24 protein-coding genes are annotated in these 25,593 nt (G+C 65.0%); 4 read left to right on the top strand and 20 right to left on the bottom strand.

Annotated features, from left to right (window positions below; genetic code table 11):
* Positions 1-67: 67 nt before the first annotated feature.
* Positions 68-1,264, bottom strand: coding sequence for a tRNA 2-thiouridine(34) synthase MnmA (mnmA, locus tag ACWGPT_RS00470; protein ID WP_452603609.1), 1,197 nt, complete (start codon positions 1,262-1,264; stop codon positions 68-70).
* Between the two features lie 149 nt (positions 1,265-1,413).
* Positions 1,414-2,541: a mechanosensitive ion channel family protein gene (locus ACWGPT_RS00475; RefSeq protein ID WP_452603610.1), complete on the bottom strand. Its 1,128-nt coding sequence runs from the start codon at positions 2,539-2,541 to the stop codon at positions 1,414-1,416.
* Between the two features lie 100 nt (positions 2,542-2,641).
* Here ACWGPT_RS00475 and ACWGPT_RS00480 point away from each other — a divergent pair, with 100 nt between their 5' ends.
* Positions 2,642-3,061 (top strand): DUF1810 domain-containing protein, encoded by a 420-nt coding sequence (locus ACWGPT_RS00480; protein ID WP_452603611.1) that lies wholly within the window; start codon positions 2,642-2,644, stop codon positions 3,059-3,061.
* Positions 3,062-3,063: 2 nt separating this feature from the next.
* Here the strand turns inward: ACWGPT_RS00480 and ACWGPT_RS00485 are convergent, their stop codons facing one another.
* From ACWGPT_RS00485 to ybgC, 14 genes are all read right to left on the bottom strand, one after another.
* Positions 3,064-4,089: a Tim44 domain-containing protein gene (locus ACWGPT_RS00485; protein ID WP_452603612.1), complete on the bottom strand. Its 1,026-nt coding sequence runs from the start codon at positions 4,087-4,089 to the stop codon at positions 3,064-3,066.
* A 168-nt stretch (positions 4,090-4,257) separates the two neighbouring features.
* Positions 4,258-5,853, bottom strand: a complete 1,596-nt coding sequence (gene serA / locus ACWGPT_RS00490) for a phosphoglycerate dehydrogenase (protein WP_452603613.1) — start codon at positions 5,851-5,853, stop codon at positions 4,258-4,260.
* An 81-nt stretch (positions 5,854-5,934) separates the two neighbouring features.
* Positions 5,935-7,116 (bottom strand): phosphoserine transaminase, encoded by a 1,182-nt coding sequence (locus ACWGPT_RS00495; RefSeq protein WP_452603614.1) that lies wholly within the window; start codon positions 7,114-7,116, stop codon positions 5,935-5,937.
* 192 nt (positions 7,117-7,308) lie between these two features.
* Positions 7,309-8,151, bottom strand: a complete 843-nt coding sequence (locus tag ACWGPT_RS00500) for an outer membrane protein (RefSeq protein ID WP_452603615.1) — start codon at positions 8,149-8,151, stop codon at positions 7,309-7,311.
* 176 nt (positions 8,152-8,327) lie between these two features.
* Positions 8,328-9,683 (bottom strand): phosphoglucosamine mutase, encoded by a 1,356-nt coding sequence (glmM, locus tag ACWGPT_RS00505; RefSeq protein ID WP_452603616.1) that lies wholly within the window; start codon positions 9,681-9,683, stop codon positions 8,328-8,330.
* Positions 9,684-9,915: 232 nt separating this feature from the next.
* The gene (gene ftsH / locus ACWGPT_RS00510) at positions 9,916-11,850 is read right to left on the bottom strand and encodes an ATP-dependent zinc metalloprotease FtsH (protein ID WP_452603617.1); all 1,935 of its coding nucleotides are present in this window, start codon (positions 11,848-11,850) and stop codon (positions 9,916-9,918) included.
* A 101-nt stretch (positions 11,851-11,951) separates the two neighbouring features.
* A complete protein-coding gene (gene tilS / locus ACWGPT_RS00515) occupies positions 11,952-13,283 on the bottom strand; it encodes a tRNA lysidine(34) synthetase TilS (protein ID WP_452603618.1) in 1,332 nt (443 codons plus the stop codon).
* A gap of 7 nt (positions 13,284-13,290) precedes the next feature.
* The gene (gene ybgF / locus ACWGPT_RS00520) at positions 13,291-14,304 is read right to left on the bottom strand and encodes a tol-pal system protein YbgF (RefSeq protein WP_452603619.1); all 1,014 of its coding nucleotides are present in this window, start codon (positions 14,302-14,304) and stop codon (positions 13,291-13,293) included.
* Positions 14,305-14,480: 176 nt separating this feature from the next.
* On the bottom strand, positions 14,481-15,017 hold the full coding sequence (pal, locus tag ACWGPT_RS00525) for a peptidoglycan-associated lipoprotein Pal (RefSeq protein ID WP_452603620.1): 537 nt from the start codon (positions 15,015-15,017) through the stop codon (positions 14,481-14,483).
* 175 nt (positions 15,018-15,192) lie between these two features.
* On the bottom strand, positions 15,193-16,497 hold the full coding sequence (gene tolB / locus ACWGPT_RS00530) for a Tol-Pal system beta propeller repeat protein TolB (protein WP_452603621.1): 1,305 nt from the start codon (positions 16,495-16,497) through the stop codon (positions 15,193-15,195).
* 20 nt (positions 16,498-16,517) lie between these two features.
* Positions 16,518-17,639: a hypothetical protein gene (locus ACWGPT_RS00535; RefSeq protein ID WP_452603622.1), complete on the bottom strand. Its 1,122-nt coding sequence runs from the start codon at positions 17,637-17,639 to the stop codon at positions 16,518-16,520.
* A gap of 10 nt (positions 17,640-17,649) precedes the next feature.
* Positions 17,650-18,102 carry a protein TolR gene (gene tolR, locus ACWGPT_RS00540; RefSeq protein WP_452603623.1) on the bottom strand — a complete coding sequence of 151 codons (453 nt, stop codon included), beginning with the start codon at positions 18,100-18,102 and terminating at the stop codon, positions 17,650-17,652.
* A 21-nt stretch (positions 18,103-18,123) separates the two neighbouring features.
* Positions 18,124-18,843 carry a protein TolQ gene (tolQ, locus tag ACWGPT_RS00545; protein ID WP_452603624.1) on the bottom strand — a complete coding sequence of 240 codons (720 nt, stop codon included), beginning with the start codon at positions 18,841-18,843 and terminating at the stop codon, positions 18,124-18,126.
* Between the two features lie 229 nt (positions 18,844-19,072).
* Positions 19,073-19,522 carry a tol-pal system-associated acyl-CoA thioesterase gene (gene ybgC / locus ACWGPT_RS00550; protein ID WP_452603625.1) on the bottom strand — a complete coding sequence of 150 codons (450 nt, stop codon included), beginning with the start codon at positions 19,520-19,522 and terminating at the stop codon, positions 19,073-19,075.
* 117 nt (positions 19,523-19,639) lie between these two features.
* Between ybgC and ACWGPT_RS00555 the strand changes: the two genes are divergently transcribed.
* From ACWGPT_RS00555 to ACWGPT_RS00565, 3 genes are read left to right on the top strand one after another with little or no spacing between them, the layout of a single operon-like run.
* Positions 19,640-20,860 (top strand): NAD-dependent epimerase/dehydratase family protein, encoded by a 1,221-nt coding sequence (locus ACWGPT_RS00555; protein ID WP_452603626.1) that lies wholly within the window; start codon positions 19,640-19,642, stop codon positions 20,858-20,860.
* Positions 20,860-21,723 (top strand): glycosyltransferase, encoded by an 864-nt coding sequence (locus tag ACWGPT_RS00560; protein WP_452603627.1) that lies wholly within the window; start codon positions 20,860-20,862, stop codon positions 21,721-21,723. The genes ACWGPT_RS00555 and ACWGPT_RS00560 overlap by 1 nt, the downstream gene beginning before the upstream one ends.
* Positions 21,720-22,616, top strand: coding sequence for an NAD-dependent epimerase/dehydratase family protein (locus tag ACWGPT_RS00565; protein WP_452603628.1), 897 nt, complete (start codon positions 21,720-21,722; stop codon positions 22,614-22,616). Before ACWGPT_RS00560 ends, ACWGPT_RS00565 begins: the two co-directional genes overlap by 4 nt.
* Positions 22,617-22,835: 219 nt before the next feature.
* Here the strand turns inward: ACWGPT_RS00565 and ACWGPT_RS00570 are convergent, their stop codons facing one another.
* The 4 genes from ACWGPT_RS00570 to ACWGPT_RS00585 all read right to left on the bottom strand — a co-directional run bounded on the left by ACWGPT_RS00570 (position 22,836) and on the right by ACWGPT_RS00585 (position 25,592).
* On the bottom strand, positions 22,836-23,261 hold the full coding sequence (locus tag ACWGPT_RS00570) for a type II toxin-antitoxin system PemK/MazF family toxin (protein ID WP_452603629.1): 426 nt from the start codon (positions 23,259-23,261) through the stop codon (positions 22,836-22,838).
* A 166-nt stretch (positions 23,262-23,427) separates the two neighbouring features.
* Positions 23,428-24,468 carry a Holliday junction branch migration DNA helicase RuvB gene (ruvB, locus tag ACWGPT_RS00575; RefSeq protein WP_452603630.1) on the bottom strand — a complete coding sequence of 347 codons (1,041 nt, stop codon included), beginning with the start codon at positions 24,466-24,468 and terminating at the stop codon, positions 23,428-23,430.
* 72 nt (positions 24,469-24,540) lie between these two features.
* Positions 24,541-25,158 (bottom strand): Holliday junction branch migration protein RuvA, encoded by a 618-nt coding sequence (ruvA, locus tag ACWGPT_RS00580; RefSeq protein ID WP_452603631.1) that lies wholly within the window; start codon positions 25,156-25,158, stop codon positions 24,541-24,543.
* Positions 25,155-25,592 carry a type II toxin-antitoxin system VapC family toxin gene (locus ACWGPT_RS00585; protein WP_452603632.1) on the bottom strand — a complete coding sequence of 146 codons (438 nt, stop codon included), beginning with the start codon at positions 25,590-25,592 and terminating at the stop codon, positions 25,155-25,157. Before ACWGPT_RS00585 ends, ruvA begins: the two co-directional genes overlap by 4 nt.
* Position 25,593 lies beyond the last annotated feature (1 nt).

A 25,593-nucleotide genomic window follows, 5' to 3' on the forward strand; every position in this document is an offset into this window, starting at 1 on the left:
AGACCGGTGCGATGGAAGTGTCAAGCACGGTCTTAGGCGTTTTTTCGAAGGCCCGGCGATCCGGGCCTCAGGCTGCAACCGGCGCCGCAAGCAGCGCCTTGATGGAGGCTTCGGCCTCCGGCGCGCGTTCCGAGCGCTCGATGAAGCCGCCGCCCCAGACGCGGGCATCGGCGCCCTGGCCGGAATAGAGCACGCAGGCCTGCCCCGGCGCCACGCCCGCCTCGCCCTCGACGAGGTCGACGTAGATGCCGCTTTCGTCGCAGTGGAGCACGACCGGCGTCGGCGGCCGGCTGGAGCGGACCTTCGCGAAGCAGGAAAAGCCGTCGCGCGCGTCTTCCGAGAGCGTGCCGTCGCCCAGCCAGTTGACGTCGCGAAGGTATACCCGGCGCGTGTCGAGCGCTTCCTTAGGCCCGACGATGACGCGGCGGCCGCGGGCATCGAGATAGACCACGTAGAGCGGCTCGCCCGTCGCAACCCCGATGCCGCGGCGCTGGCCGATCGTGTAGTGCACGATGCCATCGTGCTGGCCGAGCACGCGCCCGTCCATGTGGACGATGTCGCCGCCCAGCGCGGCATTCGGCTTCACCTTGTTGATGATGTCGGTGTAGCGCCCCTGCGGGACGAAGCAGATGTCCTGGCTGTCGGCCTTCTGTGCGACGACGAGGCCCATCTCCTCCGCAAGCGCCCTCACCTGCGCCTTCGACATGCCGCCGAGCGGAAAGCGCAGGTAGTCGATCTGCTCCTGGGTGGTGGCGAACAGGAACCAGCTCTGGTCGCGATCGGCGTCGATCGGCCGGTAGAGGGCGCGGCGGCCGGGATTGCCTGCCGAGGGGTTCGGCTCCGACCGGATGTAATGGCCGGTCGCCAGCGCATCGGCGCCGAGTTCCTTCGCCGTCGCCAGGAGGTCCGCGAACTTGACCGTCTGGTTGCAGGCGACGCAGGGGATCGGCGTCTCGCCCATGGCATAGGCCTCGGCGAACGGATTGATCACCGCGTCGCGGAAGCGCTTCTCGTAGTCGAGCACGTAATGGGGAATGCCGAGCGTCTCGGAGACGCGGCGCGCATCGTCGATGTCCTGCCCGGCGCAGCAGGAGCCGGCGCGGTGAACGGCAGCCCCGTGGTCGTAGAGCTGCAGCGTGATGCCGAGCACGTCATAGCCCTGCCGCTTCAGGAGACCGGCGACGACCGAGGAATCGACGCCGCCCGACATGGCGACCACGACGCGCGTATCTTCCGGCCTCTTGTTGAAATCCAGCGTATTCACGGAACTCTCTCACTCGGTCGCTCGCCCGCGGCCATGCCGCAGGCAAGTCAGCAGGCGGGTCAGCAGGCACGGAGGGTTCGTCCACCGCGGCCCGGGATCGCCCGGATATAGAAAGGAATGGCCTTTCACGCAAGGTCGCCCTTCCCGCATCAGGATTGCAGCGAACGCGCCCGGCCCGTGTCCGCCACGGCTGCCGCCGCGCCGGCACCGGAGGCTCCTTCCGCGCGGACCTTCGGCAGGCCGGAGGGATAGGTGTGCTGGATGAAGTCGATCAACTTCTCGCGCACCTCGCAGCGCAGGTCGAAGGCCTTGCCGGCATCCGCCGCCGAGACGAGGATGCGGACCTCCATCACGTTCTCCCGGAAGTCGGTGACGGCAATGTTCACCACCTGCCCGTCCCACAGCTTCGACGCCCGCGCGATCTCCTCCACCTTTCGCCGGATCTCGTCCACCGGCACGCTGTAGTCGAGATAGATCATCACCGTGCCGATCAGGGCTGCCCCCTCGCGGGTCCAGTTCTGGAACGGCGTCTCGATGAAATAGCCGAGCGGCAGGATCAGCCGGCGCCAGTCCCAGAGCCGGACGACGACATAGGTGGAAGTGATCTCCTCGACCTTGCCCCACTCTCCTTCCACCAGGAGCGCGTCGTCGATGCGGATCGGCTGCGTGATGGCGAGCTGGATGCCGGCGAAGAGGTTCTTCAGGACCGGCTGCAGGGCGAGGCCGAGGACGATACCGGCGACACCCGCGGAGGCGAGCAGCGAGACGCCGTACTGGCGCACCGCCGGGAAGGTCATCAGCGCCGCCGAGAGCGTCAGCGCGATGATGCCCGTCGCCGCCACCCGCTCCATGATGCGCGACTGGGTGACGTGCTTGCGGGCAAGCAGGTTGTCCTCCGCATCGAGCTTGAAGCGGCGGAGATAGACGGTCGTCCAGATATGCAGCGCCGTCCGCGCCATCCAGCCGAGCACGACGATGAAGCAGAGGAGGAGGATATGGCGCAGGACCGTTTCGCCACCGCTGCTGAGCGGCGCGACGACGACGCCGAGCGAGAGCGTCCAGGTGAGGATCGCGAACCGGAGCGGAAGCCGGGTGCGCTGCACCAGCGAGCGCCAGAAGAGGTCCCGCTTTTCCGCAAGCCGGGTGAGTATCCGGAAGGCGATCCTGTGCAGGAGCCATCCGACCCCCAACCCGGCGATCAGGATCAGGATGCTGACGACGGGATCCGGCAGCCAGCGGACGAGGACGTGGATATACTGTTCGAGACGTGCTTCCATCCGGTCAAGGTTAGCGTGCAATGCAGCATGGAAAAGAGCTGTCGCGACAATTTCATATTTGCGGCACACTTGCGGCAGTCACGACGCGGCGGAGAAACCGATGAGCGATCCTTACGACCTGCAGCGCTTCGTCGAGGCGCAGGACGGCGTCTACCGCCAGGTGACGGCGGAACTGAAGGACGGCCGCAAGCGCTCGCACTGGATGTGGTTCGTCTTTCCGCAGGTCAGGGGACTGGGCTCCTCGCCTATGGCCATGCGCTATGCGATCGCCTCGCGCTCCGAGGCGGAGGCCTATCTCAAGCATCCGGTGCTCGGTCCGCGGCTCCTGGAATGCACCGGCCTGATGCTGGCGCATTCCGGCCGGAGCGCCCACGACATCCTCGGCTCGCCCGACGACATGAAGTTCAGGAGCTCGATGTCGCTCTTTGCGGAAGTCAGCGAAAAGGGCTCGCCTTACGAGCGAGCCCTTGACCTGTTTTACGGTGGGGAGCGTGATCCGCTCACCCTTGCCCGCCTCTGATATCAGGCAGCGTTCTGGATCGCCGAAAGCTGCCAGTCCCGGGCCGGCTTGCGCACGAAGGTCCACAGCTCGACCGTTTCCGTCGGAGTGTCTGCATCGCCCTGGACGACTTCGCCGGTGTTGCGATCGCGCATGACGTCGATGCTGGAGTAGCGCATGGCGACCGTCGCGTATTCCTGGCCGTTCTCGCGCCAGGCTTCCGACAGGTCTCCCTGCAGGAGCGTCACGTCGCGGACGTCGTTCTTCAGGCCGCTCGTGGCGTTCTCGCCCAGTTCCTCGGCCAGGTAGGACATGGCTTCGGGCGTGGTGATGGCGCGCAGCGCCGCATAGTCTTCCGCCGCATAACCCGCCTGCACCTGCTGCAGCAGCTTTTCGAACTGCTCGAGGTCGCGGTTGGTGATGCCGATCTCGTCGGTCGCGTCGGAGGCCTCGCGGATGGTTTCCGCCTGCGCCGCTGCGGCGCCGCCGGAAAATCCGCCGATCTTCGGGATCTGGAACCCGCGGCCTTCGCCCTGCGGCGCCTGGTAGGCATGGGCGTTTCCGGCCCCGGCTCCGGTTCCGGCTGCCGAAGGACCACCGGCAGTCTGCTGGCGACGGGCAAACATGCGCATCAGCAGCATGGCAAGGCCGCCGATCAGCGCCACCTGAAGCAGCATGCCGAGGAAGCCGGCAGCGCCGCCGAAGCCGTTGCCCATCAGCATGCCGAACAGGCCGCCGAGGAAGAGACCGCCGAGAAGACCGCCTGCAAGGCCCCCGAACAGGCCGCGGTTCTGCGGCGCCGTCTGCGGGCGTGCGGCATTCGGGGTCGCGGCATTCTGTTGAGTGCGCGGCGTCATCGTCCGGTCGACCGGGGCAGCCGGGGTCGGCGCCGTCCGGGTGATCGCAGGCGTGTTGAAGGTGCGCGTGCCTCGGCTGCCGAAGCCGCCGCCACGGCGGGCTTCTGCGAAGTCGACGGCGGCCAGCGACACCGCCATGGCGATGGCGGCAACCGCGAAGGCATGCCGGAAGCGCCGGATGGATGAAAGCATTCTTGTCTCCTCTCGATCCGCAACAAGCGGATTTACCCTTCATATAACTATCGAAGCAGCGGAATTTAAGCCCCGCGCACCGCATTTGCCCTGCCCGGTCCGCCAACAACAAGGGGCCCGGCGCAAAAAATCCGCGCCGGGCCCCTCACACGGTCCTTGGGAGGACGATCAGTCGACGTTGAAGACCAGCGACTTCGCCTGGCGGATCGCCGGATTGGCGGTCAGCTTGTCGAGGACTTCCTGCTTCACCGGCTCGTCCACGTAGAGGAGCGCGATCGCGTCGCCGCCCTGCTTGTCGCGGCCGAGCTGGAAGTTGGCGATGTTGACGCCGCCTTCGCCGAGCGTCGTGCCCATGAAGCCGATCATGCCCGGAACGTCGGTGTTGGAGATGTAGATCATGTTGGCGCCGACATCGGCGTCCATGTTGATGCCCTTGATCTGGATGAAGCGCGGCTTGCCGTCGGAGAAGACGGTCCCGGCGATCGAGCGGGTCTGGTTCTGCGTCGTCACGGTGAGCTTGATGTAGCCGTCATAGACGCCGGTCTTGTCGCGCTTGACCTCGGAGAGAACGATCCCCTTCTCCTTCACCATGATCGGCGCGGAGACCATGTTGACGTCCGACACCTGGTTGCGGATGAGGCCGGCCAGAAGCGCGCTGGTGAGCGCCTTGGTGTTCATCTCGGCGGTCGAGCCGTCGTAGAGGATCTCGATTTCCTTGATCGCGCTTTCCGTCACCTGGCCGACGAAGGCGCCCAGCACGTCTGCGAGGCGGATGAAGGGCTTCAGGATGGGCGCTTCCTCGGCCGTGATCGACGGCATGTTGATGGCGTTGGTAACGGCACCCTTGACGAGGTAGTCAGACATCTGCTCGGCGACCTGCAGGGCAACGTTTTCCTGGGCTTCCGTGGTCGATGCACCGAGATGCGGCGTGCAGACGACGTTCGGCAGGCCGAAGAGCGGACTTTCCGTGGCGGGCTCCACCTCGAAGACGTCGAAGCCGGCGCCGGCCACATGGCCGGACTTGATGGCTTCGGCAAGTGCCGCTTCGTCGACCAGACCGCCGCGGGCGCAGTTGATGATGCGCACGCCCGGCTTCGTCTTGGCGAGTGCCTCCTTCGACAGGATGCCGCGCGTCTTGTCCGTCATCGGCACGTGCAGCGTGATGAAGTCGGCCTTGGCGAGCAGTTCGTCGAGCTCGACCTTGGTGACGCCCATTTCAGCGGCGCGCTCGGGGGAGAGGAAGGGATCGTAGGCGATGACATGCATGCCGAGCCCGATCGCCTTCTTGCAGACGATGCCGCCGATATTGCCGGCGCCGATGACGCCGAGCGTCTTGCCGGTGATCTCGACGCCCATGAACTTCGACTTCTCCCACTTGCCGGCCTGCGTGGAGGCGTCGGCCGCGGGGATCTGGCGGGCAACGGCGAACATCAGTGCGATGGCGTGCTCGGCCGTGGTGATCGAGTTGCCGAACGGCGTGTTCATGACGATGATGCCGCGCTTGGAGGCAGCCGGGATGTCGACATTGTCGACGCCGATGCCGGCGCGGCCGATCACCTTCAGGTTGGTGGCGGCGGCGATCAGCTTCTCGGTCGCCTTGGTGGCCGAGCGGATGGCCAGGCCATCGTAGTTGCCGATGATCTCGGCGAGCTTTTCCTTGTCCTTGCCGAGCTTCGGCTGGAAATCGACTTCGACGCCGCGGTCGCGGAAGATCTGGACGGCGGTTTCCGACAGTTCGTCGGATACGAGGACGCGAGGTGCCATTCTATGGGCTCCTTGAATGAGGTTCAGTCTCTGTATCGGGATGGCCCGATCCCGCGCCCGCGGGACCGGAAAAAAGTCAGCTTACGCAGCAGCCTTGGCGAGTGCCGCCTTCTGGGTCTCGTAGGCCCAGGAAAGCCACGGCATCAGCGCCTGCATGTCGGCCGTCTCGATCGTGGCACCTGCCCAGATGCGAAGGCCCGAGGGCGCATCGCGGTAGGCGCCGATGTCGAGAGCCACGGCTTCCTTCTCGAGAAGGGAGACCATGCCCTTGGCGAACGCTGCCTGCGCATCGGCATCGAGTGCGGCGATCGCGGGATCGACGATCTTGAGGCAGACCGAGGTGTTGGAGCGCGTCTCGTCCTTCACGGCGAGGTTGGCGATCCAGTCGTTCTTTGTCACGAAGTCGAAGATTACCTGCGCATTGGCGTCGGCGCGGGCGATCAGTGCCTTGAGGCCGCCGACGGACTTCGCCCACTCGAGCGCATCGATATAGTCCTCGACGCAGAGCATGGACGGCGTGTTGATCGTCTCGCCGGTGAAGATGCCTTCGATCAGCTTGCCGCCCTTGGTCATGCGGAAGATCTTCGGCAGCGGCCAGGCGGGAACGTAGCTTTCCAGCCGCTCGACGGCACGCGGCGACAGGATCAGCATCCCGTGGCCGCCCTCGCCGCCCAGGACCTTCTGCCAGGAGAAGGTCACGACATCGAGCTTGGAGAAGTCCATGTCCTGCGCGAACGCAGCCGAGGTGGCGTCGCAGATGGTCAGGCCCTTGCGGTCTGCCGGGATGAAGTCGGCATTCGGGACGCGAACACCCGAGGTGGTGCCGTTCCAGGTGAAGACGACGTCACGGTCGAAATCGACTTCGGCAAGGTTCGGCAGCAGGCCGTAGTCGGCCTCGAACTTGCGAACGTCCTTGAGCTTCAGCTGCTTGACGACATCGGTGACCCAGCCGGCGCCGAAGCTTTCCCAGGACAGCATGTCGACGCCGCGCTCGCCGAGCAGCGACCAGAGCGCCATCTCCACGGCACCGGTATCGGAAGCCGGCACGATGCCGATGCGGTAATCCGCCGGCACGTTCAGGATTTCACGGGTAAGGTCGATCGCCTGCTTGAGCTTGGCCTTGCCGACCTTGGCGCGGTGCGAGCGACCGAGCGGGGCATCGGAAAGCGCTTCGAGCGACCAACCGGGGCGCTTCGAGCAAGGACCAGAAGAGAAATGGGTGTTGTTCGGACGTACGTCCGGCTTTAGTGCGAGATCCGCCATTATGGCTATCCTTCCAGATAGAAAGCCTCTCGTTGGGGAGAGGTGTCCCGCCGCCGTGGGTATTCCCCGATCGAGTCGCTGTCAAGCGAAGAAGTTTGACCCTCCCGGTTTCCAACATCGCATTCGCGGGAACGGGAAAGGGCCGCCCGGCATTCCGGACGGCCCTTCTGAGATCGCAGCGATTGGAAAGTCTTACTTGTAGACGAGCGCTTCCGGCGCCGGCTCGTAGGCGACCGGCGTGTCGCAGCCGCCGAAGACGTAGCGCGCGCCCACGCGGGCCTCGTGGCTGTGGAAGCCCTTGTCCGAACCCGGGCCGCCCTGCTCGGCATAGCCGAACATGTCGCCGCCGGTGATGTGGCGGAACCGGTAGCCGACATCGGCCTTCAGCGCGCAGGTGATGTCGACCGTCGCACCCGCCATCAGGGCGTAGGTGAAGCGCCAGCTCCGTTCGCCTTCATGATCGTTGCCATAGCAGCCGGAGCGATAGGGATCGTCGCAGATCCGGTTCTTCAGCTTGCCCCACTTGACGTAGGACCCGCCGATGCCGGCGCCAACATAGGGCGTCACGTAGCCGTAGGTGCCGAGATCCACATAGGCGTTGGCCATCAGCGAATAGGCATGCATGTAGGACCGGTCCGAAGACGAGCAGGCGACCGGATTGGCGCCGAACGCATCGACGCATTCACCCCGGGTGCTGCCGCGGAACTTCGCCGAGGTCAGGTAGTCGAACGTGACGTCCGTGCGCAGGTAGCTGTTGATCTGGTAGCCGACACCGCCGCCGATCACGAAACTGTCCTTCAGCGAGGCCGTCGCGAAATCGCTGAGAAGCTCGTTGGAGCCCTGGAAATATTCGACGCCGCGGATCTTGTTGAAAGAGTAGCCGACATCTCCCCGCAGGTACCAGCCGCTGGCCTCCTGGACGGTGATTTCAGGCGCATCCATGAGCGGCAGGGCTTCAGGCTGATAAAGGTCGGCGGAGTGGGCAACGCTGACCATCAGCAAAAGTGCACCCGCGCCGGGCAGGCTCCATTTCATGGCTTCATCTCCAAGCTCGCATCGTCATTGGTAGGCGACGCCATAACCAACGGGTTGATCCGTGATGGATAATGAGGATGAAAGGTAAAGTTCCGCTTAACTATACCGGTTTACCACAACTCATGCTGGAAAGCCGGCACGTCGGCCGGCTTTCAATCTTCGAAGATGCAGTATTTTCAGGCCGCAACCGGCCGTGCGCTTCCGATCACGCCAACCAGTTCGTCGACGATCCGCTCGATCTGGCCGCGGTCGTCGCCCTCCGCCATCACCCGGATCAGCGGCTCGGTGCCGGAGGGACGGATGACGAGCCTGCCCTTGCCCGCAAGTTCCGCCTCGGCATCGGCGATCGCCTGCTGCACGGTCGCGTTCTCCAGCGGCTTGCCACCGGCGAAGCGGACGTTCTTCAGAAGCTGCGGAACCGGTTCGAAGCGACGGCATAGCTCGCTGACCGTCAAGCCGGTCCGCTTGACGCGCGCGAGGATCTGCAGGGCGGCCACCAGCCCGTCTCCGGTCGTCCCGAAATCCGACAGCACGATATGGCCGGACTGCTCGCCACCGACGTTGAAGTTGTGGGCGAGCATGTGCTCGACGACGTAGCGGTCGCCGACCTTGGTGCGCGCGAGCCCCAGGCCCTTCGACGCGAGGTAGCGCTCCAGCCCGAGGTTGGACATCACGGTCGCGACGATCCCGCCGCCCTGGAGGCGGCCTTCCGCGAGCCAGCTTTCGGCGATCACGGCCATCAGCTGGTCACCGTCGACCACGTCGCCCAGTTCGTCGACGATAATGACGCGGTCCGCGTCGCCGTCGAGCGCGATGCCGATATCGGCCCGGACCTCGTGCACCTTCTTCTGGAGCGCCGCCGGGTGCGTGGAGCCGCAGTCGAGATTGATGTTCTGCCCGTCCGGCTCGTTGCCGATCGTGACCACCTCGGCGCCAAGCTCCCAGAGAACGGCGGGCGCCACCTTGTAGGCTGCACCATTGGCGCAGTCGATCGCGACCCTCAGGCCCTGGAGCGTCGCCTCGCGCGGCAGGGTGCGCTTGGCATGCTCGACATAGCGGTCATGGACGCCGTCGACGCGCTTGGCCCGGCCGATGTCGCCGGCCTTCGCCAGCTGACCGGTCATGTCCTTCTCGATCAGTTCCTCGATCTCCATCTCCAGCGCGTCGGAGAGCTTGTAGCCTTCCGGGCCGAAAAGCTTGATGCCGTTGTCCTCGTAGGGATTGTGGGATGCGGAGATCATCACGCCGACATCGGCCCGCAGCGAGCGCGTCAGCATCGCCACGGCCGGCGTCGGGATCGGCCCGAGGATGAAGGCGTCGAGACCCGCTGCCGTGAAGCCCGCAACCATCGCGTTCTCCAGCATGTAGCCCGAAAGCCTCGTGTCCTTGCCGATGACCACGCGGTGGCGGTGGCTGCCGTTCCGGAAGATCGTTCCCACGGCCAGTCCCACCCGCATCGCAAGGTCCGGCGTCATCGGGAATACGTTGGAATGCCCTCGGATTCCATCGGTGCCAAAATAGCGGCGTGTCATGCATGCTCCTTCGTGCCGCGCCTCCACGGCGCGCTTCGCGGCAAGGGCCGCGGCAATAACGGGCTCATCCGTCCCTCGGGGGCTGCGGTAATGCCATATTTTGTGGGTCCTGGCACATAAAATAGCATCAAAACCCATTACATCCCGTTACCAACGCAAAGAGCCGCCCGGGGGCGGCTCCTTGTCTGCATTCTGAAAGGCTGGCGGCAGTAGACCGTTTTCTGGACCGGGCTTAGTGCGGCTGCGGCTCCATGCCGCCCTCTGCCTCGCCGCCCTTCGGCTCGTCCTTCTTGGTGCCGGCGGTCGGCACTGCCGATCCGCGCGCAGGCGGGGCATCGTCACCGAGGTCGCGGCTCGGCTTCTGGCCCTTGATGAGCGCCCTGATCTCGTCGCCCGAGAGCGTCTCGTATTCGAGCAGACCTTCGGCGATCGCCACGAACTCGTCGTGGTAATCGGTAAGGATGCGGCGGGCTTCCTGGTAGGCCTCGTCGATCAGGCGGCGCACCTCGTTGTCGATCTTCTGCGCGGTCGCCTCGGAGACGTTCTTCGACTGCGACACGGAGTGGCCGAGGAAGACTTCCTGCTGGTTCTCGCCGTAGGCAACCTGGCCGAGCACGTCGGAAAAGCCCCATTGCGTGACCATGGCGCGGGCAAGCTTGGTGGCCTGCTCGATGTCGGACGAGGCGCCCGAGGTGATGTTTTCCTTGCCGAAGGTGAGTTCCTCGGCAACGCGACCGCCCATCATGATGACCAGTCGGGAAACCATCCACTTGTAGCTCATGGAATAGCGGTCGCCTTCCGGCAACTGCATGACCATGCCGAGCGCACGACCGCGCGGAATGATCGTCGCCTTGTGCAGCGGATCGGCGACGGCGACCTTCAGCGCCGTGATGGCGTGACCTGCCTCGTGATAGGCGGTGAGCTTCTTCTCCGCCTCGGTCATGGCCGAGGAACGGCGCTCGGCGCCCATCATGATCTTGTCCTTGGCGTCCTCGAACTCCTGCATGGTGACGAGCCGCTTGTTGCGGCGCGCGGCCATCAGCGCGGCTTCGTTGACGAGGTTCATCAGGTCGGCGCCGGAAAAGCCGGGTGTACCGCGCGCCAGGACCTTGAGGTCGACATTCGGCGCAAGCGGAACGTTGCGGACGTGAACCTTGAGGATGCGCTCGCGGCCGACGATGTCCGGGTTCGGAACAACGACCTGGCGGTCGAAGCGGCCGGGACGCAGGAGCGCCGGGTCGAGAACGTCCGGACGGTTGGTGGCGGCGATGAGGATGATGCCCTCGTTCGCCTCGAAGCCGTCCATCTCGACCAGCAGCTGGTTGAGCGTCTGCTCGCGTTCGTCGTTGCCGCCGCCGAGACCGGCGCCACGATGGCGGCCGACGGCATCGATTTCGTCGATGAAGATGATGCAGGGTGCGTTCTTCTTGGCCTGCTCGAACATGTCGCGGACGCGGCTTGCGCCGACGCCGACGAACATTTCGACGAAGTCGGAGCCGGAAATGGTGAAGAAGGGCACATTCGCCTCGCCGGCGACGGAGCGGGCGAGCAGCGTCTTGCCGGTGCCCGGAGGTCCGACCAAGAGCACGCCGCGCGGGATGCGTCCGCCGAGACGCTGGAACTTCTGCGGGTCGCGCAGGAATTCGACGATCTCCTCGAGGTCCTGCTTGGCCTCGTCGACGCCTGCGACGTCGTCAAATGTGACGCGGCCGTGGGCTTCCGTCAGGAGCTTCGCCTTGGACTTGCCGAAGCCCATCGCGCCGCGCGAGCCACCCTGCATCTGCCGCATGAAGAACAGCCAGACGCCGAGGATCAGCAGCATCGGCAACAGCGTTCCGAGATAGCTCAGGAAGCCGGAGGAGCCGTCCGTCTCGGGACGTGCGACGATGGTGACGTTCTTCGACTGGAGACGTTCGAGCAGGGTGTCGTCGACCACCGGCGAATAGGTCTGGAAGCCTGCGCCGTTCTCGACATAGGTCCCCATGACGCGGTTGCCGGTCACGACCACTTCGCGGACGCGTCCGGAATCCACATCACTGAGGAAGGTCGAATACGGGATCTCGCGCGAGCTGGTCTGCGACGGCGCCGTCTGGAACATGCTGAAAAGCGCGATCAACAGCAGCGCTATGATCGCCCAGAGGGCAAAATTGCGAAAGTTTGGGTTCATCGAACTCCCCGGGGATATGAGAGGTGGCCCGAGGGCCGCCTTTGCTTGCCGCTAACATAGGGGTGCACCCGGCCCTTGCCAAGGCAAACCGGACGGACTGGTTATCTTTTCCGACCCGCATCGCCGACGGGAAGCGCCGGAAAACCCTCGCATCCCATGAGCTTGGCGAAGGCGCTTGCCAGTTTCAGGTCGAACTGCGGCAGGAAACGGTCGAATGGCGCAAGCACCGGCGTGCAGGAGACGCGCGCCGCGTCTTCGTTGTCGCAGGCACCGGCATCCGCGCCGGGAGGCAACGCCGCGCCTGCCCGTGTCGCGATCGAGGCGGGGGCGTCTTCGAACAGGTTTGCGCCGCGGTCACCGGAAGGAAGCAGCGTCAGCGCTTCGTCCGAGAGGTTCGATATCCTGAAGCGATCGTCCCAGATTGCCGCCGCGCCGGGGGCAAGCGCGAGGGATGGGAGATTGCGGCTCTCGCGGCAGAGATAGAGACCCGAACGGCGGCGGTCGAGGATGACCCGACCCACGGTCGATGTCCAGGGAGCATCGAGCCGGCAGGCCGCCATCAATCGCTCCAGACTGTCGGCCGCCGGTCTCTGTTCGCGTCCCCCGAGGACGGCAACGGCGGCGGACAGCGCATAGCGAACGACGGCCGGGTCTTCGGAGAAGCCTTCGGGAGACACATGCATGAGGACCGACCGCTGGACGCTCGCGTGATCGGCAAGCCATGCCGCCGCGGCGTCGGCACAGGCGCCCCGCCTCTGCGAGGCCGCGTCGATCTCCTCGAGCAGCACGCCCGGCGTGTCCGCGAGCGCCATTCGGGTGCGCACCCGCTCCGATCGCCGGTCGGCATTGGAAGGGTCGTCGATCCAGTCCTGGCCGAGTTCGGCGAGAAGCATGCGGATGTCTTGGCGCCGCGTCCGAAGGAGCGGTCGAAGCAGCCAGTGGCGGCGATGGAGCAGCACCGCCTCGGCCATGCCGGCAAGTCCGGGAGCCTCCGGATCGGGAGAGCGGGCCGCCCGCATCGTCACGGTCTCGATCTGGTCGTCGAGCGTGTGGCCGGTGAGGATGGCGGTTGCCTCCCCCTCGTCGGCGGCTTCGCAGAGCAGCTTGTATCGCGCTTCCCGGGCGGCCGCGGCAATTCCGGTCGAGGGCTTTTCGCGGATCCATCTCTTGGTCGTGTGGGGAATGCCCAGCCTGCCGCAGATGCGGCCCACGTCCTCCGCTTCCTCAGCCGATCCCATCCTCAGCCCGTGATCCACGGTGACCGCAAGCAGCGAGACGCCGTCCTGGCGATGGCGCGCGAGGGAGAAAAGCAGGCCGAGCGAGTCACTGCCGCCGGAAACGGCGACCAGCAGCCTTGCGGGCCTTGCCAGTCGCGCCAGCAGGCTGCGGATGGCGGCGTCGGGAGAAATCGAGGAGGGGAGCCCGGTCAGCACGGCCCGGTCAGCAGCGCAAGCGCTTCTGCTCGGAGGAAACTTTCGCGATGACGGCGCGCGGCGCCTTGGGATAGCGCTTCGTGACTTCCCGCAATGTGGCGCAGGCGGTCTCGCTGTTGTCGAGGGCTGCAAGCGACATGCCGAGCTTCAACAGCATTTCCGGCGCCTTCGCCGACTTGCCGTAGGTCTGGTGGGCGTTCAGGAAGGTCTGCGCGGACTCGTTGTACTTGCCCTGCGAATACTGCGCCTCGCCGAGCCAGAAGCTGGCATCGGCCGAGCGCGGGCCTTCGGGAAACTCCGAGAGATACTGGGTGAATTCCTTCTCCGCGAGCGCATAGTCGCCCGACAGGATGTGGTTGTAGGCGACCTGGTAGACATCGCTCTCGCTGCCGAGCGAGGCGGTCTGCTGGGGATCCTGCGGCTGCGGCTGCCCCTGACCCTGCCCCTGGGGCAGGCCGGGGCCGGTATCAACGCCGGGAAGACCTGCGGAATTGTCGGCATCGTTGCGGGTCACCGTCTTCGGATTGCCGCTCGGGTCGAATTCGATCGAGCCGAGGACCGTCTCCCCGGGGGCCGCTCCCTGCGGCTGGGTTTCAGGCGAGGCCTGAGGCGGCGTGTCGATGATGCGCGCGACATCGTCCGCCGGCGGCGCGGGAACCGCAGTCGTCCCCTGCCCCGAAGCGGCGACGGCCGGTTTCCCGGCCGCTCCGTTTTCGCTCTTCTCCAGTTCCTGGAAGCGGAACTCGTTATCTTCCTGCGTCTTTCGCATCTGCTCCTGCATCTGCAGAAGCTGGAAGCTCATTTCCTCGATCCGGCCGTTCAGCTGGCGGATCTGCTCCTCCAGCTGCTGGACGCGGATGGACGCATCACCGCTCTGGGCAAGAACCATCGGTGGTGCGGAGGGGCTCGGCTGCTGCGGGGCCTGTCTGCCCCCCGGCAGAAGTTCGGGCAACGAGAACGCCCCGGCCGGGCCGCCCGCCGCCATCAGCCCCAGCATTGCTGCCAAGACAAGTTTCTTCATATTGTCCGTCCTGCTTTGATCTGCGCCGGCTTGGCGCGATTGGAGATTTTGTCAATCCGCGCCAAAATGCAACTGAACTCTCCATGTAAATTGGAGCGAAGTTCGGCCAAACTATGAAAAAGCGAAAAGGCGGCCACCCGGACCGCCTTCACGAAATCGTTTGGACGCGGGGAAGATTACATCCCGGCTCCGCCGAGCACGGTGACAGCGCGGCGGTTCTGCGACCAGCAGGAAATGTCGTCGCAGACGGCGACCGGCTTTTCCTTGCCGTAGGAGATCGTCCTCATGCGGTTGGCCGGAACGCCGCGCGAGGCGAGGTATTCCTTGGTGGCGGCCGCACGGCGGGCGCCGAGCGCGAGGTTGTATTCCCGCGTGCCGCGTTCGTCGGCATGGCCCTCGACCGTGATCGCGTAGTTCGGATAGCGCTGCAGCCACTGCGCCTGGCGGTCGAGCGTCTGCTGGGCATCGGCGCGGATCGACGTGGAATCGGTGTCGAAGAAGATGCGGTCGCCGACATTGACCGTGAAGTCCTGGCTGGAGCCGGGCGTTGCCGCGCCGGCGGCGCCGCCGAGCCCGAGATCGCCGGCATTGTTCGGCAGGTTCTTCTTGTTGGCGCAGCCCGCCAGTGCAAGTGCGAGCGTCAGGGCGATGACGGCCGGGTTGCGAGCGATTGTCTGCATTCGGCTGACTGCCGGAATATCGGTGCGGCCCATTGCCGGTCTCTCCTTAGATCAATGTAACAGAGTTGCCAGACTCTAACCGAGATCGGTTAATCATCTTCAAATTCGTATGGTTAACAGGCCGATTCGGTGTCCCTTGACGTGCTCCTTTTTCAGGAGAATGGGGCGGCAAAGAGGCGGGAACCCGCCTCCTGTCCGCATTTTGCCATTATTCGAGGAGCGGCGACCAGGCCGGGTCCGAGGCGTAGGCCGGCGTCTTGATCTGCTGTTCGTTGTAGCCCGTCAGGTCGATCGAGTAGAGCTGCGGCCCCCCTGCCCCGGCATTCTGCCGGAAGAACATCAGAACGCGGCCGTTCGGTGCCCAGGTCGGGCCCTCATTGTGGAAGCCCGTCGTCAGGATGCGCTCGCCCGACCCGTCCGGCTTCATGACACCGATCGAGAACTTGCCGCCCGACTGCTTGGTGAAGGCGATCAGGTCCCCGCGCGGCGACCAGACCGGGGTCGAATAGGAGCCGTCGCCGAAGGAAATGCGCGTCTGGCCCGAACCATCGGCACCCATCACGTAGAGCTGCTGGCGCCCGCCGCGGTCGCTTTCGAAGACGATGCGGCTGCCGTCAGGAGAATAGGACGGAGAGGTATCGATCGCCGCGGTGTTGGTGAGGCGGGTCGTCGTGCGCGACCGCAGGTCCATCGTGTAGATGTTGGAATTGCCCTCCTGCTGGAGGCTCATGATCACCTTCTGGCCGTCCGGCGAGAAGCGCGGCGCAAACGTCATGCCGGGGAAGTTGCCGACGACTTCGCGCTGCCCGGTCTCCAGCTGCAGCAGGTAGACGCGCGGCTGGTCGCCCTCGAAGGACATGTAGGTGACTTCCTGGCGGTTCGGCGAGAACCGCGGCGTCAGCACGATGTCCTTGCCGTTGGTCAACTGGCGGACATTGAAGCCGTCCTGGTCCATGATCGCCAGCTGCCGCTGGCGGGCGTTCTTCGGGCCACTTTCGGAAACGAACACGACGCGCGTGTCGAAATAGCCCTTCTCGCCGGTGACGCGCTCGTAGATGGCGTCGGCGATGATATGGGCGACGCGCCGCCAGTTTTCCGGCTGGGTGAAGAACTGCTGGCCGGTCATCTGCTGGCCGGCGAACGTGTCCCACAGGCGGAATTCGGCGCGCAGCCGTCCGTCGGCCTCGCGCGTGACGCGACCGGTCACCAGCGCCTGCGCATTGATGACCTTCCAGTCCTCGAAGCGCGGCGGCTGGTCGGGATTGGAGATCTTCTCGATGAAGGCGGCCTTGTTGACCGGCGCGAACAGGCCGGATCGCTGCAGGTCGGCGGCGATCACCTGGCTGATCTGTGCGCCCAGTTCATTGCCCGACTGGAAATCGGTGATCGCGATCGGCAACGGCTCGACATTGCCCTTGTTGATGTTGATCTCCACCAGCGCGTGGGCCGGGGCGAAGGACATCGCCATGCCGGCAAACGCGATCATCAGGCGGATGAAAGAACGTTTCATCATAATGTTCAGCCTTTCAGCTTTTACAGCATTTCGCTGGGGTCGAAGTTCACGACAACCTCGCTCCAGGCATCGTATTTCTCGACGGGAAGGTTCTTGAAGGGTGCCGAGCGCATGACGGCGCGCAGCGCGCTGCCTTCGAGAGTGCGCCGCGCGGTGTCGGAGCCCCCGCTTGCCGATACTTCGGGACGACCGATGATCTGGCCGCTTTCATCGAGGTTCATCTTGACGGTGATGATGACGCCCTCGGCACCCTCGATACCGGCGATGATTGACCAGTTGTTCTGGATCTGGCCCCGCAGCGCATCCATTTCGCTCTGGCTCAGAGTCGATCCGCTGGTGGTCTTCTTGCCGCCGAGCGCCGCGGTCTCGGTCGAGCGCTTCGCGCCTCCGCCGGCCGCCTCCTGCTTGTTGAGGAGGGCGGCGATCTCGTCGGCATTGAAGTCGCTTTCCTTCGAGGAGGTCGACTTGGCGGTCTCCTGCTTCTTGTCGGCAACCTTCTTGTCGGTCGGCTTCTCCGCCGCCTTGGGCGTTTCAGGCTTCTTTTCGGCCGGCTTTTCGGCGGGCTTTGCCTGTTCCTTCGGCGGCTCGGGCTTCGGCCGCGCGGCCGGCACCGGGACGGCGTCCGGCAGAGGCACTTCCTCGGCGGCCGCCTCTTCGGGAACCGGCTCCGGAGTGGGCTCCGGCTTCGGCTCGGGCGCGATCTCGGGCTTCGTCTCCGGAAGTGCCGCAACCTCGGTGGGCTTCGGCGCCGTTTCCTCCGGCACGATGTCCCTTACCTGGTTCGTCTCCGTGGTCGGATTGGGGAGCGGCTTGTCGGTCTTCTCCGGAGCGGCGGCGACCTCCGTCTCGACCGGACGCTTCGCCGGCGTCGGCGGCGATTTCAGGTCGATGTCGTTGTCGCCGGCATTTTCGGCGTTCTCGACAATGTTCGGCTTGGTCGTCGGGACCGGCGCGGCCTTCTCGGCCATCGGAGCCTTCTTGTCGCCCTGCTGGATCTGGGTGATCGATTCCACCGGAATGATGTCGACCGGCAGCGCCTCGACGTCGGCCACGTCGAAAGAGGCCGGAGAGCCCAGGGAAATGAGCGCCCAGCCAAGCACCACGGAGTGCACTACCAGAGATGTCCCGAGACTTCCCTTCATGGCGAACTGATCACTGCTCCTGTTCCTGCAGCGTTACGAGACCGATATTCTTGAAGCCGGCCGCGGAAATGCGCGCCATGACCTTCATCACGACGCCATAGGCGGCGGCGGTGTCGCCGCGCACGTAGATGCGCTCGTTGTAGCCGGTGGTGGCGATCGCCTCGAGCTTCGCCACGACCTCGTCGAGCGCGATGGCGGTTTCCTGCAGGTAGATCTCTCCGGCCGGATTGACCGATACGGTGATCGGCTGCGTATCCGCGTTCATCGCCTTCGCCTGCGTTTCCGGCAGGTCGATCGGCACGCCGACAGTCATCATCGGGGCCGCCACCATGAAGATGATCAGCAGCACCAGCATGACGTCGACGAGCGGCGTGACGTTGATTTCGCTGACCAGGCCGTTCTTTCGCCCGCCGCGCCGCCTGCGCCCGCCGCTGCCGCCCTTGGCTCCAACCGACATACCCATGGACGTGTCTCCTCTGGCCGCTTACTGCGCAGCCGCGCGCGGCTGCAGCTTCTCGTCGATCTGACGGGACAGGATGGCCGAGAACTCGTCGGCAAAACCTTCCATGCGACCGGTGAGCTTGCCTGCCTCGGCGGAGAACTTGTTGTAGGCGATGACGGCGGGAATGGCCGCGACAAGGCCGATCGCGGTCGCGAGCAGCGCTTCGGCGATACCCGGCGCCACGACGGCGAGATTGGTCGACTTGGAGCCGGCGATCGCCTGGAACGAGGTCATGATGCCGATGACCGTGCCGAAGAGGCCGATGAACGGTGCTGCCGATCCGATCGTCGCCAGCGAGCCGAGGCGCGACTCGTAGGTCTCGCTCTCGCGCGCCATGGTCACGTCCATCGCCCGGTCGATACGCATCTGAAGGCCGATCGGCGAGCGGGCGCCGCGTTCGAAGCTCTTCTTCCACTCGCGCATGGCAGCGACGAAAATGGCGGCGAGGCCGACATTCTGCCGCTCCGCCAGCGTCCGGTAGAGCTCTTCCAGCGACTGGCCGGACCAGAACACCTGTTCGAACTGGTCGAACTGGCGCTTCGCCTTGCCGTAGCTGACATACTTGTCGATGACGATCGCCCAGGTCCAGACCGAGGCCCCGAGCAGTCCGATCATGACCAGCTTGACGACCAAGCCGGCCTGCATGAACAGCGCCCAGAGACTGACGTCGTGGGCCGCTGCCGCCAAACCTACCTCTTCCATCTATCCAATATCCCCGAATCCAAACGCCCGGCACGGGACCGGGCGGGTTCAAAAGCGCTCTCGCGAAAATTCATGGTCGCCGTTGCGCTCTATCCCAAGGTGCCCTGAGCTTTCAGCATGGCTTCTCGCCTTCAAATTTGGTCAAAGGAAGGCGTGCGCTGCACGAATTCCTCGCCTGCGAGTAAGCACCCATTAGGGTTAAGGTTAGGTTACCGGACGGCCCTGATGTCTACTTTGCGGACTTCATGAACTTCTCCGCCACGCTTTCCGGCAGCCGCCGCGGACGGCCGTGGCGGTTAATGACGGCGATTACCACCCGTGCCGCGATCAGCAGTGTGTCGCCCCGGCGGATCTCCTGGGTGAGCACCATCTTGGCGCCGCCTGCCTTCTCCGTCGCGGTCAGGATGGTCAGCACGTCGTCCATCTTCGCCGACAGCTTGAAGTCGATCTCCATCCGGTGGACGACGAAGACCAGCCCTTCCTCGTCGGCGGCAAGAAGATCGCTCTGCTGGCAGCCGAGGCAGCGCAGGTAGTCCGTCCGTCCCCGCTCCAGGAAATGCAGGTAGCGGGCATGGTAGACGAGCCCCGAGAAATCCGTGTCTTCGTAATAGACCCGCTGGACCAGCCGGTGCCCCGTCTCGGTGAGCTGGCCGGAAAGAAGAAAGCTCTCGTCTGTCATATTCGTGCCCCAGTGGCCCTTCGTGATGTCCCGATGATCGCTGATCGGGAGGCATAGTGTTCGTGTCACAAATCCGCCCTATCTGAAACCGGGACCGACAACCAGTGGAGTCGTTTCATGAAGATTGCAGTTCTCGGCGGCGACGGATTCGTCGGCTGGCCGACCTCCCTCCACCTCTCCGAGGCCGGCCACGAGATCCACATCCTCGACAACCTGTCGCGCCGATGGATCGACACGGAACTCGGCGTCCAGTCGCTGACGCCGATGGATTCCATCCAGGAGCGGACGCGCGTCTGGCAGGCGGAGACGGGACGGCGCATCCACTTCCACCTGATCGACCTCGCGAAAGACTATGAACTGCTCAAGTCCTGGCTCGCCCAGCATCGGCCGGATGCCATCGTGCATTTCGCCGAGCAGCGCGCCGCGCCCTATTCCATGAAGAGCGACCGCCACAAGAACTACACCGTCAACAACAATGTCAACGCCACGCACAACCTGCTGAATGCCATGGTCGAGCTCGATCTCGACGCCCACCTCGTCCACCTCGGCACCATGGGCGTCTACGGCTATTCGACGATCGGCGCGGCGATCCCCGAGGGCTACCTGCCGGTGGGGATCGAGACCATGGACGGCACGACCGTCAGCCAGGAAATCCTCTACCCCAGCAATCCGGGCTCCATCTACCACATGACCAAATGCCTCGATCAGCAGCTCTTCGCCTTCTACGCGAAGAACGACGGCGTCAGGATCACCGACCTGCACCAGGGCATCGTCTGGGGCACCCATACCGCACAGACCCGCCGGCATGCGCAGCTGGTCAACCGTTTCGACTATGACGGCGACTACGGCACGGTGCTGAACCGCTTCCTCATCCAGGCGGCCATCGGCTATCCGCTGACCGTGCACGGCACGGGCGGCCAGACCCGCGCCTTCATCCACATCCAGGATTCCGTGCGCTGCATCGAGATCGCCCTGAACAATCCTCCGCAGCGGGGCGGCCGGGTCGAGATCTTCAACCAGATGACCGAAACCCACCGGGTGCGCGACCTCGCCGAAATGGTCGCCCGCATGACGGGCTCCGAGATCGCCTGGCTCCCGAACCCGCGCAAGGAGGCGGCGGAGAACGACCTTGTCGTGAGGAACGACAAGTTCATGAGCCTCGGGCTCGCACCGACGACGCTGGGGGAAGGCCTGCTGGAGGAGATCGTCGACGTGGCGCGGAAATTCGCCTACCGCGTCGACCGCTCCCGCGTCCCGGCCGTTTCCGCCTGGACAAAGTCCATCGCCGCCAAGATCGAACGCGATCCGGAAGGCAAGAGGCTGAAATCGGTGTCCTGATGACGATCCCTGCCGGTCGGCCGACCATACGGGCGGCCTCCCCCGCCCTTTCAAAGAAATGTTTCGTGACACTGGTGACCAATGCCGACTACGCGCTCGGGGCAACCGCGCTTGCACGCTCGCTGCGGCTGACGCAAACGCCCGCCGATCTCGTCGTGCTTCATACGGGCGGCGTCGATGCCGTAGCGTTGGCGCCCCTCGTCGCGCTCCGTTGCCGCCTCGTGGAAGCGGATCACCTGCCGCTCTCGGACGCCTTCAACGAGCGCCACAGCCGCGGGGCCGTCGACCGTCGTGCTCCCTTCACCAAGGGCCGCAAGCCGGACTTCCACACGCCCCTCGACAATTTCTGCAAGCTCCATCTCTGGCAGCTTGTCGAATACGATACCTGCGTCTTCATCGACGCGGACGCGATCGTGCTGCGCAACATCGAGAAGCTCTTCGATTATCCGGAATTTTCCGCCGCGCCCAATGTCTACGAGAGCCTTGCAGATTTTCATCGCCTGAACTCCGGCGTCTTCGTCGCGAGACCCTGCCACCAGACCTTCGACCGCATGCTCGACCTTCTCGACCGTCCCGATGCCTTCTGGCGGCGCACCGACCAGACCTTCCTGGAAACCTTCTTTCCGGACTGGCACGGGCTGCCGGTGACGATGAACATGCTGCAATATGTCTGGTTCAACCTGCCGGGACTGTGGGACTGGAAGAACATCTCCATCCTGCACTACCAGTACGAGAAGCCCTGGGAGAAGGACCATCCTAAAGCCCACCTGCTGGGCCCGCTGATCGAACTGTGGGAGCACATGCACCGGACCGGCACGATTCTCGACCTTTCGACCCTACCACGCCCGGGGGGCGCCGGATGAGGGTGCTCGTCTCCGGAGGCTCCGGGCTTGTCGGCCGTTATGTCGTCAACGGGCTTCAGGAGGCGGGATGGGACGTGGCGGTCGGCGGAAGGTCGAAGCCGCCCGCCGGCTGGTTTTCGGGGCCGGCGAGCTTCGTGCCGCTATTGCTCGACCCCACCCTCGACCAGAGCGACGCCTTCAGGGGGATCGACGCCTTCGTCCACGCGGCCTTCGACCACCTGCCAGGGCGCTATCGCGGCGGCGAAGGCGATGATCCGGACGGCTTCCGCCGGCGAAACCTCGAGGGAAGCGTCAGGCTGTTCGAGACCGCGAGGAAAGCCGGCGTCCGGCGCCTCGTCTTTCTCTCCAGCCGCGCCGTCTATGACGGCCTCCAGGAGGGCGACGCGCTCGACGAGGGCGCCCTCCTCTCGCCCGTCTCGCTCTACGGCCAGGTGAAACTCGCGGCGGAACGGGCGTTGGCGGAACTCGATGCGCCCGGGTTCACGACCGCCAGCCTCCGGCTCACCGGCGTCTACGGCGATCTTCGCCCCAACAAGTGGGATACACTGATCGCCGACTATCTGGCAGGCAGGCCGGTGGTTTCCCGCGCCGGGAGCGAGGTCCACGGCGGCGACGTCGCGCAGGCCGTCCGCCTCGTGCTCGAGGCCGACGAGGCCCACATCCGCGCCGACCGCGCCTACAACGTCTCCGATATCGTCACCGACACGCATGCCATCCTGGCGGAGGTGAAGCGCATGACCGGCGCGCCTCATCCCCTGCCGCCGGAAGCCGACACAGCGCAGGTCGCCGCCATGCCGACCGGACGCATCCGCGCGCTCGGCTGGCAGCCGGGCAGTCTTCCGCTTCTGGCGGCAACAGTGGAGAGGGTTGCGAGGAGTTGGGTCGCCCCCTAGATCTTTTGGCCTTTCGGACGCCGTCAGGGATGTTTTACCTGCAGCGTAGCTAGCTCAGGGGCAGAAGACAGGGCATCCACATGATGCCGCCTAAAACGACGAAAGCCGCCCTTTCAGGCGGCTCCGCTTATGACTCCCGTTTCCGGGCGGCGAAGGTCTTTCAACCCCGCGAATGACGCCAATATAAACATTCTGTGGGGAAATTCAACAGCCAGTCGATTAGGGCAACGGTGCAGCGAGAGACTTGAGCATCAGGCTGAGCACATCCGCCAGCTCGTTTCGCGGCATCCGAGGAACCCCGCCTTTGATCTGGGAGAGGCGCGAGGTAGCGACTGTTACGGGATGATCGCACAAGACCCAGGTTCGGTCGCTGTTGTCGAGAAGCTTGCGGGTCGCGGCGCTGGCTTCGAATGCTAATTCCCCACTCTCGTTGCGTTCGCTGGTCGAGAACGGGAGAACGGTACACTTGCCACGAAGACTGTTCTTCCGGCTGACGACGACGACAGGCCGAACTTTCCACATCTCAGGGATATGGATATGTCGCTCGTCATGGAACGCGCACCAATAGAGCAGCCCCACGCGCGGCGCAGCTTTGATGGTAACGATGAAGCGCTTCGGCCACTCTTTCTCTTGCGTCTCCGTCATGCCGGCCGTCTTGCGAAAGCGATCAGGAAATAGTCCCCTTTAATCCCAGCGGCACGACCAAGCCCGAACCCGATCTTGTGCCCGTCGCGGCTTCCATACTGTCTTGCCCGATGCTCCCCTGAACCAGGCCCTGCCCTCGCCGAACGTCCTGCGAACCCGCAGGTCCTCACTCATCGTCGAACTGAATCCGGAACTGCGCGGCCTCGAGGTCCTTCGGCGGCTGCAGCCCGAGGTGTTTCCAGGCGGTCGCCGTCAGCACCCGCCCGCGCGGGGTCCGCTGGATGAAACCCTGCTGGATCATGTAGGGCTCGATGATGTCCTCGATCGCGTCGCGCGGTTCCGAGAGCCCGGCGGCAATGGTCTCGATACCGACCGGGCCGCCGCCGAAGTTCATCGCGATCATGGTGAGATAGCGGTTGTCGAGCTGGTCGAGGCCGCGGTTGTCGACGAGGAGGCGGGTCAGCGCCTCGTCGGCGATCTCCCGCGTCACCGCGTCGGCCCGCGCCACCTCGGCGAAGTCGCGGACCCGCCGCAGCAGTCGGCCTGCGATACGCGGCGTCCCGCGGGCGCGCCGGGCGATCTCGCGCGCTCCCTCGTCGGTCATCGGAAGGTTCATCAGCCGTGCACCGCGCCGCACGATCAGTTCCAGTTCCTCCACCGTGTAGAAGGCCAGCCGGACGGGAATGCCGAACCGGTCGCGCAACGGCGTCGTGAGGAGCCCGATGCGGGTCGTCGCGGCCACCAACGTGAACTTCGAGAGGTCGATCTTCACCGACCGCGCGGCGGGTCCCTCGCCGATGATCAGGTCGAGCTGGAAATCCTCCATGGCCGGATAGAGGATTTCCTCCACGGCCGGGTTCAGCCGGTGGATCTCGTCGATGAACAGCACGTCGCGCTCTTCGAGATTGGTGAGCAGCGCCGCAAGGTCGCCCGCCTTGGCGATGACCGGCCCGGAGGTGGACCGGAAATTGACCCCGAGTTCCTTCGCCATGATCTGCGCGAGCGTGGTCTTGCCGAGCCCGGGCGGGCCGACGAAGAGCACGTGGTCGAGCGCCTCGCCGCGGTTCTTGGCGGCCTCGATGAACACCTTGAGGTTGGCGCGCGCCTCCGCCTGGCCGGTGAACTCGTCCAGGGATTGCGGGCGCAGGGCCGTGTCGAGGTCCTCGCCCCGCTTTTCCGGCGAAATCAGGCGGGCGGCATCACTCATCATTCATGTCCGTCAGAAATTTCTCGCAATTCCATACACGAAGGCGGCCGGATTGGCACGCGGGGAAAGGCCTCACCGCGCCAGTTCCTTCAGCCCGAGCCTGATCAGCCTGGCGCTGTCGGCGCCTTCGCCGGCACTCTTCAGCGCGGCGGCAACCGCATTGGCGGCCTGGTCGCGGGAATAGCCGAGATTGGTCAGAGCCGACACCGCATCGGAAACCGGTGCCGAGGCCACACCCTCTCCCAGTTCCTGCTTGAAGCCGATGCTGCCGGCTGCCTCGCCCGCGAAGGCCGGGGCCTTGTTCTTCAGTTCCGTGACGATGCGCACCGCGACCTTCGGCCCCACGCCCGGCGCCCGCGACACCGACGTCTTGTCCTGCAGCGCGATCGCGTTCGCCAGTTCCGACGGCGTCAGCGTCGAGAGAACCGCGAGCGCCACCTTGGCCCCGACCCCCTGTACGCTCTGCAACAGGTTGAACCACTCGCGCTCCAGCGCCGACAGGAAGCCGAACAGCTTCAACTGGTCCTCGCGCACATAGGTCTCGATGAACAGCACGACCGCCTCCCCCGCCGATCCGAGCCGCGACAGGGTGCGGGCCGAGCAGAAGGCCTCGTAGCAGACGCCATGCACGTCGACGAGAACGTGGTCGTCGCCGATCTCTTCGATGGTGCCTTTGAGCTTGCCGATCATGGGGATGGGTCCGTCCGTTGCAGGGGATGGGTTTCGGGGGTGATGAGGGGAACATCGGGAAAGTAGCGCCGATAGCCCGTCGGATCGCGCGTGACGATGGAATAGCCGCGGATCAATGCATGCGCCCCGATCAGGAAGTCCGGCAGCACGCGGTCTCGCGCTCCGCCGGCCCGCCGGTAGACGCCGAATGCCGCACCGGCCGCGGAGGCCGCCGCCCACGGCAGCCCTTCACGTCGGAATTCCTCCGCCGGCAGCAACGCATCGACTTCGTCCATGTCGCGATAGCGCACGGAGAATTCCGCATAAATGACGGGATTGATGATCAGCGGCACCCGCCCGACGAGCTTTGCGAGAACGCCGCGCGACCACGCCAGCCAGACCGGATCGCGTGCGGCGATGTCGACGAGGATACCGGTATCGACCAGAACGGCCATC

The sequence above is a fragment of the Pseudorhizobium sp. NPDC055634 genome, from assembly GCF_053618655.1.